The organism is Enterococcus sp. AZ194 (genome assembly GCF_051713825.1).
Lineage (GTDB): Bacteria > Bacillota > Bacilli > Lactobacillales > Enterococcaceae > Enterococcus_K.
On sequence record NZ_JBIOQR010000001.1, the window covers coordinates 3,256,751 to 3,271,310 of the forward strand.

A 14,560-nucleotide genomic window follows, 5' to 3' on the forward strand; every position below is an offset into this window, starting at 1 on the left:
TAAAAAAGACCAAAACAAACTGAAACTCAACATCTTTGTGAGTATCCTTGTTTGTTTTGGTCTTGCCTGCATTATCAGTAACACGCCAATAACCTTATTTAACTACTTTTAAATCCTATCATGAATTAGAACAATATTCAATATTAAAATAATTTGAATTCACCTATTTTACGAGCAATTTCCTCTCAAGATGAACTTTTTTGTCAGTTAACCAGTATTTTAGTTTTTCAATGTCGACACATCTGAGCCACAAATAGCCGTCCCTTTATGGCGCGGATGAAGACACTATTGTTCTATTTCTAAATTTCCAATCTCATTTGACCAGGATTGGTTCGATGCGTAGTCTTCTTACAGGAGTGAAGCCCGAATGTATCGAACTGAAAAATTTCTGCCAATCCTCGTATATTTAGAACAAATACTAACAATGAATGCACTAACTAAACACGTCGAAGGAGACATGGCCTTCAAACTGCGCTTAGTCTTTTTACATTCTGAAGCCGTTCCTTCTAAGTCGACATTTTCTCGCGTACTCACTGTACTTTCAGAAAATATCACACTACTAGAAGGGTTAAATCAAGACCTTCTTCAAACGATTAACCAAGAGGTCCCTGTACTTACAGAACCTGTTTCGATTGATGCGACAGCGGTAGATACTCACACGAGCCATCGGAAAACAGAAGATAAGAAAATAACGAGCACTGTATTACAGCGAATGTTACCAACAGAAGCTCTTTTAAACGAGCTTCCTTATCACCCAGCTTGGGGAATTAAGGCCAACAGTGAAGGAAGACATAATTATTGGTTTGGATACAAAGTCTATTTAGCTGTATCCAGCCATAACCAATACATTTTATCTACACTGACGACGAGTTCCTTTGTTTCTGACATGTCTGTTACAATTCCTTTCATGCGAAGCGTCTCTTCGATTGAAAGTAGTGGAGTGTATGCGTTCAGAAATACGTTGCCGAGAATGTCCTCTAGCGAAAGAAGGACTCTGTCAAAAAGTACAAAAGATTAAGCAAACTAAAGATATGCATGGCTATGCCCGCTCTGGTAAAGGAACGAACAGCAGTTGATTGAGTCAACGCTTATTTAAAACAATCTTTCCAGTTGAATGATACGAATCATTTTCAAGACAAAAAAGTAAAAGCAGAGCATCAGCTAATTCAATTGATTTATAATGCAACAAAATTTGCACTCCGTCGATTACAAAAGAAAATAGCCGCTTAATTAAAAAAATTGATTTTTTTGAAATTGGTCGAGGGTTTGTCTTCTGTAAAGTACTAATTATAAAATTGACTCTATTAAATAATACGTGATTTTTTCTTTCATAGGTTAATTTTACCGTTACTGATTTCTTAAGAGTACAAAAACTAGAGCCGGGCTAGTATAAGTTACCGTGCCGTTTTACCATTACTGATTTCTTAAGAGTACAAAAACAATATTTTGGTTGCCAACCAGGGTGTAGAAGTTTTACCATTACTGATTTCTTAAGAGTACAAAAACAAGTAGCAGTTAATGAAAAATTTGAATTTGGTTTTACCATTACTGATTTCTTAAGAGTACAAAAACTGTTTGGGAAGATTGCTCTTTCAAAATAATGTTTTACCATTACTGATTTCTTAAGAGTACAAAAACCAGCACGCCCATTGTCCAAATTTGACATAAGTTTTACCATTACTGATTTCTTAAGAGTACAAAAACCCTTGTAAATCTTTTATTCTGCCTTTTGAAGTTTTACCATTACTGATTTCTTAAGAGTACAAAAACATATTATTTATCTCCATATTTTTTTGCATAGTTTTACCATTACTGATTTCTTAAGAGTACAAAAACAGATTTGGCTAATCGATATCCTAATCTCCAGTTTTACCATTACTGATTTCTTAAGAGTACAAAAACAAGCGAGTGGCTATCCACTTGCAATGCTTGGGTTTTACCATTACTGATTTCTTAAGAGTACAAAAACCCTCAACCCAAGACGACTAAGCTCAGTATTGTTTTACCATTACTGATTTCTTAAGAGTACAAAAACCGCATCATTGCAGACATACGGAAGATTTCAGTTTTACCATTACTGATTTCTTAAGAGTACAAAAACTCTCACATCTTAGACTATCTAATCACTCAGGTTTTACCATTACTGATTTCTTAAGAGTACAAAAACCAAAAACGAAGTAATTGAAATGGCAGTCAAGTTTTACCATTACTGATTTCTTAAGAGTACAAAAACACAGGAACTGTAGATTTAGAAAGTTGGAAAGTTTTACCATTACTGATTTCTTAAGAGTACAAAAACAGATAAATAAATTAAAATCACAAAAAGTGAGTTTTACCATTACTGATTTCTTAAGAGTACAAAAACGGGTGACTTGTGCAGGTCCCAAACGATCATGTTTTACCATTACTGATTTCTTAAGAGTACAAAAACATCGCCTGTGTCACGTCAACTTGGGACGCAGTTTTACCATTACTGATTTCTTAAGAGTACAAAAACACTCAGTGACGCGAAACCGTGAGGGTGATTGGTTTTACCATTACTGATTTCTTAAGAGTACAAAAACGAACAGGTAACAATGAGCCAATCGGCTTGAGTTTTACCATTACTGATTTCTTAAGAGTACAAAAACAAAAGATGCCATTTTTAAAAATATGATTAAGTTTTACCATTACTGATTTCTTAAGAGTACAAAAACTACGTTTCGAGTACCTCTTCGTCAAAAAAAGTTTTACCATTACTGATTTCTTAAGAGTACAAAAACTCTTAATTGCGAAAACCGGCCTACGATTTGGTTTTACCATTACTGATTTCTTAAGAGTACAAAAACTAATGTGCCTTTGCATCGGACTAAATGTTTGTTTTACCATTACTGATTTCTTAAGAGTACAAAAACCTTAAAATTAATTTATTAGATAAGCTCTGGGTTTTACCATTACTGATTTCTTAAGAGTACAAAAACAAGGATTATTAAGTAAGTCATCACCGCTTTGTTTTACCATTACTGATTTCTTAAGAGTACAAAAACTTCGGTGTGCATTTAAATCTGTTTTTACATGTTTTACCATTACTGATTTCTTAAGAGTACAAAAACAGTTATCAAAAAAGTACAGTCTTGACATGAGTTTTACCATTACTGATTTCTTAAGAGTACAAAAACCGAATAGCTGAATATCGTTGAAATAAAATAGTTTTACCATTACTGATTTCTTAAGAGTACAAAAACTGCTCTTTAGCTACTGGAAATGGGTCAGCAGTTTTACCATTACTGATTTCTTAAGAGTACAAAAACTATGCTGTGATTTTCCACTTGCTTTCTTTAGTTTTACCATTACTGATTTCTTAAGAGTACAAAAACAGATACGCAATATATAACAATGATGAGGTTGTTTTACCATTACTGATTTCTTAAGAGTACAAAAACTGTCAGCTACTTGGTTAACTATGTCGTCAAGTTTTACCATTACTGATTTCTTAAGAGTACAAAAACCTCAAATGAACGTCTTCAATTTGAAATTTCTGTTTTTTGTCAACTTAGCAAAAATTTTCTTTCCAATTCAGATAATTCATCTTCTAGTTCCGTACATTTTATTGGAGAAAAACAATTTAAAAGTTGACTAGTTACCTTTAATAATATCATATCTTTAGGCTTCAAGTACACCTCATTTGTATTTGTTTTCCAACCAATGTAAGGAATAATCCGATATAGGGATCGAGTTAAATCTGATTCATTAAATTCTACTTCATTCGGATAATATCTTGCAAGAGATTCCACTAAGTTTCCATAATCCGGCAATTGTTGATAACTATCATATAGTATTACCGTATTAGGAATGTCTTGTCCTTTAAAAGGAAAAACAAAATAATCATCACTCATTATAAAAATATGTAATAATCCTGTCTCTTTACCAATCTTTTTTAGACTCTCAATAAACTGAGGAAAAATACTTTTTGAGATAAATGCACTTGGATTGCTTATACAAAACCAAGTCTTTTTCTGTGCCCTAATTAATTCAGCTTTTAGTAATCTGCAATAATCATCTACTAACATTGAAATATCCATCATTTCTACTGGATACGGTATATCATTTTCATAATAACTAAGTTCTAAAAAATACTTTATCATCTCTTTGTAGGTAAGCGGCTTTATTATTGGGGACACATGCGTTAAAACTTGGGAAAATCTATTCTGTAAGCCCACTTCAAGTTTTAAGAAATCATCATTTATAGATTCAATCTGCCGGTTGACTTGAAAATCATCCTCCATTGAATCAATATATTTTTGAACCATACTTCCTTTACTATACCGATACTGTTCTAGAAAACTTTCTCGACAATCTAAGAAATATATTGGCAAGTCCTTCGCTTTCATCTTCTTGTCATCGCACTTTATAACTATTCCATCATCACCATATACATTTTCTTCAAAATCTGATAAATTCTTCCCTGTCGAGAATCTCTTTAATCCCCTGTATAATTTCCATTTAATTTCATGATTTACACCTAAAAAGTACGTAATCTCATCACCATCAAATTCAATATACTTACCATGTTCATACTCAATAGCAATATCCATTAAATCACCACCAATTTTTGATTACCAATAACTTGTTCTTGATGCCCTTTAGTTCCCACTAATAATTTCATCTCTTCAAATTGTTTCTCACTAACATATAACAAACGGACTTCTCCTGTTCTAGGAATCATCCTTTTCAAGATAGCTTCATATTTTTTCCCAGCTGTTCTATTGGGTACAATACGATAATAAATGGAATATTGTAACATCACAAATCCATTTGATAATAACTCTTTACGAAACATACGATAGGCTCGTTGCTCCCTCTTTGTTTCCATTGGTAAATCAAACATACATAAAACCCTCATTCTCTGATACCTCATCTCTCTGCCTCCATAAAATCGGATAAAGAAACTTTGTGAATGGCATTCTTCTTATTTGACATCGCTTTCAAAAAACTACTGATATATTTTTGCATTACTTGATCTACACTACTCTTTGTTGATCGATAAATCATGGGCTGATTTAAGAAATTAATAATAGTTAATCTTGCTTCATATGTTAAGAATTCATACTCAGGTAATATCTGTTGGTCGAGCCAATAGTCCATTATTGGTCGAAAAGGTTCCATCAAATCATCCACTAAGTTAAAAGAATTGAACTCGTTTCGATGAAATAATCCTAGCATGGTCATTAAGCCTTGTCCTACTACATTTCTAGCAATTGCTGCGCGAATAATCGCATATCCATAGTTCATCGCACCGTTTGCTAGGCATTCGCTCTCCCTTGTAAAATCCAGTCCGTAAAGTGAGTTAAAATAGACTTTCGGCACATGCCCTTCTCTATTGCTGATATCTCCGGGTTGTAGCTGTTGGTATAAATCATTCATTGTCCTCAAGCGCTTTTCATCAATATTCTTATACTCTGCGAATTCAATTTGATTCAGAATCTTTTGCCCAACAATTTCCTGCCAAACCACTTGCTTTCTTTCTATTTCCCAGTTTGTTTGCTCGATTACTCGTTTTGCACTATGATGATAGTTTCCGTAATTCAACAAAAGCCCTGTCGGTAAATACTTTTGGTCACAAATCACTAACACAACATTGTATTTAGTGAATTGAGCTAGGATGTTAGTTGTTACTGATGTATTCCCTTCAATCACTACCATACTAATATCCGCCAACGGAATTAAGTACCTTTCACCTCTCTTATGAATTTCTAGATTATCTAATTTCAATTGTAATCTTTCGCTCTCCTTTATATGTACAATACGCCACGTCAAATATATCCCTCATCTCCTTATATAGTAAAAACCCACTCAACAAATTGAGCGGGAAATTCGGCATAAAGCCTTATTTTTGTAGATTCCTAAAAAATCAGTAATGGTAGTGAAGCGTCCTTCACGCATTTATTCTATCAACTCTCGAAACCGATGTCAAGAATAACATTTACCATCTGACGCACTACAAATTTATTAAAAAAATAGACAACCAATAAGTCCATAATAATTAGTATGTCTTGTTGGTTATCTATTATTCAAAAAATTCGTGATTCATTTACATAATAATATTCTGAGGCATTACTCCTTCTTTACTGATATAGAATGGATTTCCCAGTATATCTGTATTCACTTTTAATAATCTATATTTTTTCTTAATAAATTTTTTTATAAATTGACCCGCGGGTGTTACTGCACCATAAAACCCAACTACTTCTTTAGATTCAAATTTGCTGCGATCAATGGGTTTCAACTCAACATACCCTTTTTGATTAGGCAACGTTCTAGAACCAAACAATAACTCCACTGATTCATTCGTCTCTTGGTCAATCACCTTTATTCGATCGCCACGGTAAAGCGACATCATAAATGTCGAGCTATCTGAAACACCCTCCTCTTGTTTTATTTCTTTATAACGAGTATCAGTTATTCCATAATCCCCTTTGATAAATTGTAAGTCAGCATATTTTATGCCCATAATCTCATACTCTTCAGTTTCAGAATTAAAGTAGACATCCGTTCTCCATGGTTTCAATGACTGTAGGATGACCTTCTTATTCTTTGCATTATCTGGTGTAATATTAATTTTTGAGCCAATTTTACTATCATAATATTTTAACGATTTAATCGCTGGTCCATTGTTTTTCTTAGCATACTTAGTTACAGGTCCGTTTTCTCGTCGATAGTTTTCAAAGGGACTAATTGCTACGTTCTTCACCTTTCCATTGTCTTGAAGAATTTCATCAAAATCCGGGTAGTCTTTCATAATTTGCTCTAGTTTTTCAAAGGTTTTTGGATCAATTTGAGCCATTAAGAATTTTGACTTGTCTTTATCATACAACTTCTTAAAACTCGCATAATCGTTGGCGTCGTAGATATTTTTAATTTTTCCTAACACATAGTCATGATTCTTTTTATCTTTTCCGACCTTGGCTGAACGTGTAGCATAAATTGTTGCGTCACTTACTTTTCGGTTCATTTTCTTATCAACCTGATGATGGAACTTAATTTTATTTGCCATTAGAGATATATTTTCTAAAAAATGCGCATACGGTAACTGATATATCTCAGATTGGAATGTTTTATTACCTAGTATCTCACCTGTCTTAAAATCAATTATGTTCTCAGAAACTTTCATAGGAATGATTTCTGCGTTACGCTCCCATAATTTTAGCATCGGTGTTACAGCAATAATTGTCGCATCTACAGCATGATGATGATGACTTTCACGTGATTTATTGATTCTCCAACTTTCTCTGAGTTTACTAGTAAGCTTTCCGCGTACTACGGTAACTTTGGTGCTCATACCTTTTCCTCTAACAAATTGTTGAAGCTCATTTAATACGATGCGAGAAGCATACCTCGTATCAACTAAATTTCTCGCAATGAATCTTTTTCGCACCTCTATATCATTAATATTTTCTGTGAACAATAGATTCCTAACTTTACCTAAATTCATACGTTTATTGGATTTTAACATGGCTTTCAACGAATCAAATCCTTGTCCCTTACCGCTTTGCATGAATCCATAAGGTGTTTGTTTCCCTTTTTCTTGGTTCATTTCTTTATAACATAGAACTTTATTATTTTGTCCATCATCATAAGAAACTGACAGTGGGATGATATGATCAATTTCAAATAAATGGTCACGAGAGAATAAGTCCTCTGCACTAATTGATTTTCCTGAATATGGACATTTACCATACTGTTGATACCATAAGCGAATCTTCATTCGTAATTTCTTCTGTTTATATAATTTATTATTCAGTTGGCTCTCATTAGCATTAATAGACGCTAAGAACTCTTTTAATGCAGACTCTTTTTCAGACTCATTTTCTTTCTGAAATTTTTGAGCTTCCTTCTTTTGATTATTTTCATCTTCTGCACCGTCTCTAGGCATCTCTACAACCAAATAAGCAATATTTTTATAATTTAGGATTAACTCGTTAAAAATACCCATTGCTTGTTTAACTGATTTTTTTACAATTGGGTTATAAATATTTTCTATTAAGTCATTTACATTAATTCTATTCGTTTCTGTATAATCACGCTTATTTTCATGAACTAAGCCCAAATCCGTTAAAATCGTCATTTGTTCTTTCGACGTATTTAAGAGCTCTGGAATCAATATATTCATTGTCTTTAAGGAGAAACTATGCCACTTCTTGCTACTTTCTAGCGCAAAGACATTTTTTGAATCAAGAATTTGTTCTATTAACCTTTCAGTCAGAAAGTCATATTCTTTTTGTAATCCTTCTAGAGAACGACGTATTTCTCCCTTTTCACTATTTAATGTCATGATACGGCCTAATTCATCCAAAAATTCTATCGGCCACTCATTAATATCCACCCCACACTCCAAAAATCTTTTTCTCATTTTTATATATGTGCTCATCACATGGAATTCTGGCTTACCGTCCCTGTCAATACGATAACCAGTTATTTCTGTTTCAGGGGCTCCAGTCATTTTTTTAAGCAGATTCATCATGTTCGTTTTCTTTGTTGAATTCCTTAAATAATTAATAATCGCTTCTTTCTGTTCTCTAGAAAGTTTCCCCTCTTCCAAGGTGCGAATCTTCAGATTATTTAAGTCATTCAGCAAATTATACAATTGAGCTGTATATGAATTCCCCGCAGCCCGATACTCATCAGGAAATATTTTATCCTTTCCAATTAAAATTTCGAATAGATTATCAAGCTTTGAACCATCTGTTCGATAAATTCCATAGTCTGTTCTTGATTTTTCCGAACCAGGTCCAACAAAATAGTCTCTTTTCCTTGAAATAATTTTTACTACACTCTCGATGAAATCTGTAGAAATCTCTGGGTAGTATTCACTCTGTTTTTCAAGGATTCGTTGCGCTTCATCGACATAAGCCGTATTAGGAAAAACATTCATCAGAACTGAACTATTGTCTTCATATAAATCTTTAACCTGCCCACGAATTTTACCATATTTTTCAAGACGCTCTAATTGAATCTCTGCTGGAGTTTTTTCCTTTAATTGCGCTAAATTTGCTGCCACACTTTGCTTATAGGAAGAACTACTTTCAGATCCTTCTTCCTCCATATCTTCAAGTGCATAGCTGATACCTCGACGTTTAGCTAGGTGTAACAAAGCTATACTAAACTCATCTTTAGAGATTTTTTCCGTTAACCCTCTCACTCTTACTTGATAGGGATTACTAGTAGTCATTTCTTCTGTAGAAAAACCAGACTCTGATAATAATTTCTTCAAGTCGGAGAGCCTGTTTTTTTTTCGCCGTAATAGACGACGGGATTGTCGAAAATTTCGTCTCTCTACATTTCTAGAAGCCGTTCCACTTGGAAAAATGCTCACCCCTGACTCAAGAATTTTCCCACTCTGCTTACTGACAACTGACCATCCCACAGAAGCGATTCCTATATCAAACCCAATATTGACCTCTTCATTACTTGTTATTCTCTTTGCCATAAAAACCTCCATCATTTTCTTGATTCATTTTCTTAAATCAAATTTCTCCGCTTAGTACTTGCTATCCTAATAAATACTCTTGTTAACAGCAGATAAGATAGCCTTCTACCCACTCCCTTGTTTCAGTTAAACTTTTTTCTTTGCCACCTCCTGAATCAGAACGTCTCTGACTTAATTTAGTCTCATTACCAATTTCTAGGATTACAAAATTAAATAGGGTGAATCTAGTCTTCGCAGACAGAATAGATTCGCTTATTTTTTATGCTAGAAGCTAGCATATCTTTATTCTACCAATAGTTCACAGAAGAATCGAGCCTAAATTGAAAGCGATTAAATAATATCGTTCGACTACAACAGATTTTTTTCAGGACGGCTTTACCACATACTAAAAAAGCTCCTTCCTTGTACATAGAGCTTATGTACAACAGGAAGGAGCTTTGAAGTGATTATCTAACATTGCTGTCATTCATCTGCAACAATTTTATTAAAAAATTGATATTCAGAATCACTTTAACTCTATACAGATACCTAATCAATATTCCATATGAATTTTTTTTAACTCTTCACCTATTCGAGTAACAATCCCTGTGACTAACGCATTTCCCATAAAGAACATGCGCATTCTATCAGTAACCTCAACTTCTTCACCAGTAGCTAATTTTTTATATTTTGTCCAATCAGCCGGAAAATCTTGTAATTTTTCTGCTTCGACTGGTGTAATGAGTCTGTATTTGTTGTTCACAAATAATAAGTGAGTCGATCGATTGATTGAACCCTCAGAAGTTAACATAGTTCGACCCGGTAAATCGAGTGAATCGTACGGACTCATTCCACCTTCAGAATACATATATTTATGACCATCCAAGGATGTACGTTCAATTTTTTTTGGCCCTCGTAAATAATTGAATTTCTTTAGTTTTTCATCAGATACATAGTAATTATTTGGGACCTCATCATCGGGTACAATAATATCTTTTAACGGTATAGGACTCTCAGTCATCGTGGGTTCAGTATCTATCGTATAATATTTCCCGTGTCTCATAACACCTGTATTCCAAATGGTTCCTGTGAAATTATCTGAAACTTCTACAACATCATCTGATAATACTCCAAAAGATGACCGACTTTTGTATGGCCTCTGCATAATAGAAAATTGACGAGCAAATAAACCTTCTTCAAATATATATTTATCATATCTATTTTCATCGTCTTTCTCAAATAACTGATTAGAAGAAGTATTTTCATAATGAGCATCTAGATGTTTAGACCAGTTTGTATCGTTTTTATACACAAAAAAGAAAACACGTCGACGTCTTTGGGCACGACCGTATTCTGCCGCGTTTATGACCCTCCACTCCACAGAATAATCAAGCTCATTAAAGGCAGCAAGCATGATTGCAAAATCTCTTCCTCGTTGTTTTGAAGGAGATTTTAACAATCTATCTACATTTTCCAAAATTAAATATTGTGGTTGAATATGATTAACGGCTCGTATAATTTGCCAGAAGAGAACACCTTTTTTCCCTTCGATGCCTAACTCATGTTTCTTACTCCGAGCAACAGAGTAATCTTGGCAAGGAAAGCCACCTACAATCAGATTTGCATCCATCTCTTCAAACATATCATTTGGAATTGTTTCTATATCTTTATTTATGTTTTTACTATCAGGGAACTGATACTCATATACTTCAAAAGCATCCTGTGATTTTCGTGATGGCTCCCATTGATTAGCCCATCTTGTTTCAAAAAAATTAGCATCTGAGCGTTCAAGCCCAACTCGAAAGCCTCCAACACCGGCAAATAATTCTAAAACTTTTAACTTTTCCTTTGTCATTCTGCGAACATCCTTTCGATTGCTAAAGATATTATACACTAAAAATAAAATAAATTGTAGATCAAAATTCGAATTACTCGTGCTATAACAAATATACGCAAATTTATGACCTTTCAATGTTATAATAAAATATAATTAGAAATTTTTAGATTATTTCACAAGGAGTGATAAGTTTGAAAACTAATAATCACATTTTTACACGAAAGCAGTTAGAAACAATCTTCAATGATGTCCTTGAAAAAACACTAGGAGAAGTGGACAAAAACCATATATTTGATAGAACCAAAATTCATCCTAAAATCACAGGTATTGCAGGAGATGTCGTTGAACAGTCGATCTTGGGATACCCTGCGGACTCTTTTCAAGAACCTGACTTAATTGTAGACGGAGAAGAAGTAGAATTAAAAACAACTGGTATTAGAAAATCGAAAAAGAAAAAAGGTGAATTTGAAGCAAAAGAACCTATGTCCATTACTGCCGTTTCACCCCAAAAAATTGTTTATGAGGAATTTGAGTCTTCAAATTTTTGGCATAAGTTAAGAAAGTTACTACTTGTATACTACCTATATGACTCTGAGGTTACTGTTCCTGCGGCAGGATACGCAGATTTTTCAATAAAAGGATTCGATTTTTATGAATTCGACGAAGAGAACAAAGAAATTTTGAAGAATGATTGGCATACAGTCTTTAATTACATAAAAGATTTACAGGAAACGTTCGACAATCCTGAAGAGCATTACCCATCTATTTCTTCAAAGTTAAGACCGGAACTCATGTTAATTGATACCGCACCAAAATGGCCTAATAGACCTCGTTTCAGACTAAAGAGATCTACTGTTACCACGATGGTACAACAATACTTCGGGAAAAAATTTGAACAGCTGGATAGCAAACTAGATAGCTTTTCAGATATAGACAAACTACTACAAAGCTTTACAAATAAGTATAAGGGCCTGAAAATTTCTGAATTACTAGAGATTCTGAAGATTCCAATTAAGCTAGGTAAAAACGGAGATGTATCTAAATCCGTAGGGGAACAAATAGTTACGAGAATGTTTGGAGCAAAATCAAAAAAAATGAGTAAAATCGAAATCTTCAGCGAGATTGGACTCCTTGCTAAGACTATAACTCAAACCTCAACTGGTAATAGAACTGAAGACACAAAATTATTTTCTGTCAATTTTGAAGAATGGCTGAGAAAAGATAAATCTTTTGAAGAATCAACTGTTTTTAGTGAGTTCAGTGAACCTCAATTTCTTTTCATTGTTTTTGAAGAGACTTCTGTTGGGGACAAATTACTTGAAAATCGTTTTATTGGGTTTAAGAGAATGGTTTTTGATGAAAGCTTCATAGATAATGATGTGAAGGCTGTGTGGGAAGAAGTCAGAAATACAGTATTTGAACATCGGTTAAAAGAAACAGTGCAACTAGATAAAAAAGGTAACCCTGTAATAAATAAAAATGGGACAGTTAGCACCTCAGTGAACTTCCCCAAATCTAAATATCACCGAGTATTTTTCAGAGGAACTGGCGCTGATTCTAATGATAAACCAATCGTTTTAAATGGGATTTCTATGTATAGGCAACATGTTTGGATTAAAGGTTCTGAATTAGTCAAAATGCTGAATGATAGACCATTTATATAGAATAATTAGTTCAAGTCTTCACTTTTTCTAAGAAAAAATATTTCATCTAAAAGAAGCCTCTCTTCTCTCGTGTTCTCTAGAGAGTATGAGAGGCTTATCCTATCTCTATCTCCACTTAAAGTAAACTTTCAATTTGATGAATCACATAGTCTTTATTAAACCAAAATGATTGTTTAGTCATCCAATAATTGGAGTATCCATCTGGTTTGTTTGTCCAATGTGCTTTTGTCGGAAGCTCATCTGCATTACTATTATTCTCAATATAACTTGCCTTTGAAGCATGTGGCCTAACATGTATTATTTTCTTATCCTTTAAACCGACTAAATTATTCGTTACTCTTCCTTTATCAAATGTTAAGTTTACTCCATTTTTCAGCGTTTTAACCGTTTCTTCCCACGCTTCTTTAACCTTTCCATCCAGATCAGCTTCAGGCATCGACCAGAACTTAGCTCCTCTGAATACATATTCATCTTCACTATTCTCTTTGAAAACAATGAATAGAAATCTACTTGTTTCAAACATTGTTCGCAATGTTGATGTATTCCATTCCTCCTCCACAAGCTTCTTAAATTTTAGAGTTGGAAATGACATACTTTCCCTTACACTATTCTTCTTTGATACTCTAATTGTCTTTACTAGGATATTTGCTTTTTGAATTTCTTCTGCATTTTCTAAGTTTCCTTTCATTCCCAGCATACTTGATGCCAAAACTGAATAAAAATTTTTGTGTTTACGCTCAACCAAAAATCTACGTCCTAGATTACTTTCTGTTTCTCCAATATAGTTGGACAATTTCTCAATTAACAGCTTATCAAAGGTTGTTCTTTTAAACTCTTCATCTGAAATCACACTTTCAACTGCTTCATTCTTTTCTATATTAGCAGGTTTATCTATGACTTCCGCTTCAATGAAAGCAGTCTTACGTATAGAAGAATCAAATGAACTTCCAAAAACGAATTCCCTAATTAGATAACTCATATAGCTTGGCTTAAGAGAGTAAAACAAATGAACTTCTCCAGTCATTTTATTCACTCTACGGCTGGCTGCCAAGTAGTTAGTCAGCCCTTCAGTCAACTCCTTAGAGCGACCTTGTACGATATAAGAATTTATCAAATCCCAATCCTGCTGAATCACTTTCAGGTCTCTCTTTGGAAATGAAAACTGAATTACTTCATCGATTGTCCATTGAGCTCTTGAAATAGCTGGGTTAAACTCATAGAAAGCAATTTCTAAAATCTTACTTGTTTTATAAAATTTACTTATTTTGAAGTCTTCTTCTTTCGCTGCAACATCGATTGAACATATTTCAAGCTGTTGCAACGCAGAAACAATACCATTGCTTTGTTTCCTATACGGAACGGTAATAGCTTCGACTCCGGCTTCAATCATACTCAACTCATCTACATGCTCTTTCGAAACCTTAAACCATTTTTTCCAGATAAGGTCAGTCGAAATGTTCTTGCTATCCGTATCAACTTGATTTTCCGAAGTTAAAAGTTTCCATAATGTTACTCCAACTGCTTCTCTCGCTCGATTATGAACTGCTTGTTTTGTTTTATATGGTGATGTCATATTATACCTCCTACCCAATTTTTGTTAATTCAAAATCTTTA

General features: G+C 33.7%; 8 protein-coding genes and 1 CRISPR repeat array. Of the genes, 2 read left to right on the forward strand and 6 right to left on the reverse strand.

Going from position 1 to position 14,560, the window contains the following annotated elements; translation table 11 throughout:
* The first annotated feature begins 367 nt into the window (after nt 1-367).
* On the forward strand, nt 368-1,018 hold the full coding sequence (locus IGI37_RS15180) for a hypothetical protein (RefSeq protein WP_438762907.1): 651 nt from the start codon (nt 368-370) through the stop codon (nt 1,016-1,018).
* 320 nt (nt 1,019-1,338) lie between these two features.
* Nucleotides 1,339-3,488: direct repeats of the CRISPR family, unit length 36 nt; unit sequence GTTTTACCATTACTGATTTCTTAAGAGTACAAAAAC.
* Between the two features lie 39 nt (nt 3,489-3,527).
* On the opposite strand, the gene csn2-St is transcribed toward IGI37_RS15180, so the two are convergent.
* The 5 genes from csn2-St to dcm form a co-directional block, all read right to left on the reverse strand.
* A complete protein-coding gene (gene csn2-St, locus IGI37_RS15185; RefSeq protein ID WP_438762908.1) occupies nt 3,528-4,574 on the reverse strand; it encodes a CRISPR-associated protein Csn2-St in 1,047 nt (348 codons plus the stop codon).
* Nucleotides 4,574-4,882: a CRISPR-associated endonuclease Cas2 gene (gene cas2 / locus IGI37_RS15190; protein WP_438763666.1), complete on the reverse strand. Its 309-nt coding sequence runs from the start codon at nt 4,880-4,882 to the stop codon at nt 4,574-4,576. The genes csn2-St and cas2 overlap by 1 nt, the downstream gene beginning before the upstream one ends.
* 11 nt (nt 4,883-4,893) lie before the next feature.
* A complete protein-coding gene (gene cas1 / locus IGI37_RS15195; RefSeq protein ID WP_438762909.1) occupies nt 4,894-5,796 on the reverse strand; it encodes a type II CRISPR-associated endonuclease Cas1 in 903 nt (300 codons plus the stop codon).
* Nucleotides 5,797-6,070: 274 nt separating this feature from the next.
* Nucleotides 6,071-9,466, reverse strand: a complete 3,396-nt coding sequence (gene cas9, locus IGI37_RS15200; RefSeq protein ID WP_438762910.1) for a type II CRISPR RNA-guided endonuclease Cas9 — start codon at nt 9,464-9,466, stop codon at nt 6,071-6,073.
* A gap of 532 nt (nt 9,467-9,998) precedes the next feature.
* Nucleotides 9,999-11,300, reverse strand: a complete 1,302-nt coding sequence (gene dcm / locus IGI37_RS15205) for a DNA (cytosine-5-)-methyltransferase (protein WP_438762911.1) — start codon at nt 11,298-11,300, stop codon at nt 9,999-10,001.
* Between the two features lie 164 nt (nt 11,301-11,464).
* On the opposite strand from dcm, the gene IGI37_RS15210 reads away from it, so the two are divergent.
* Nucleotides 11,465-12,946 (forward strand): MutH/Sau3AI family endonuclease, encoded by a 1,482-nt coding sequence (locus IGI37_RS15210; RefSeq protein ID WP_438762912.1) that lies wholly within the window; start codon nt 11,465-11,467, stop codon nt 12,944-12,946.
* Nucleotides 12,947-13,061: 115 nt separating this feature from the next.
* Here IGI37_RS15210 and IGI37_RS15215 read toward each other — a convergent pair whose 3' ends face one another.
* A complete protein-coding gene (locus IGI37_RS15215; protein ID WP_438762913.1) occupies nt 13,062-14,519 on the reverse strand; it encodes a MutH/Sau3AI family endonuclease in 1,458 nt (485 codons plus the stop codon).
* Nucleotides 14,520-14,560: the final 41 nt, after the last annotated feature.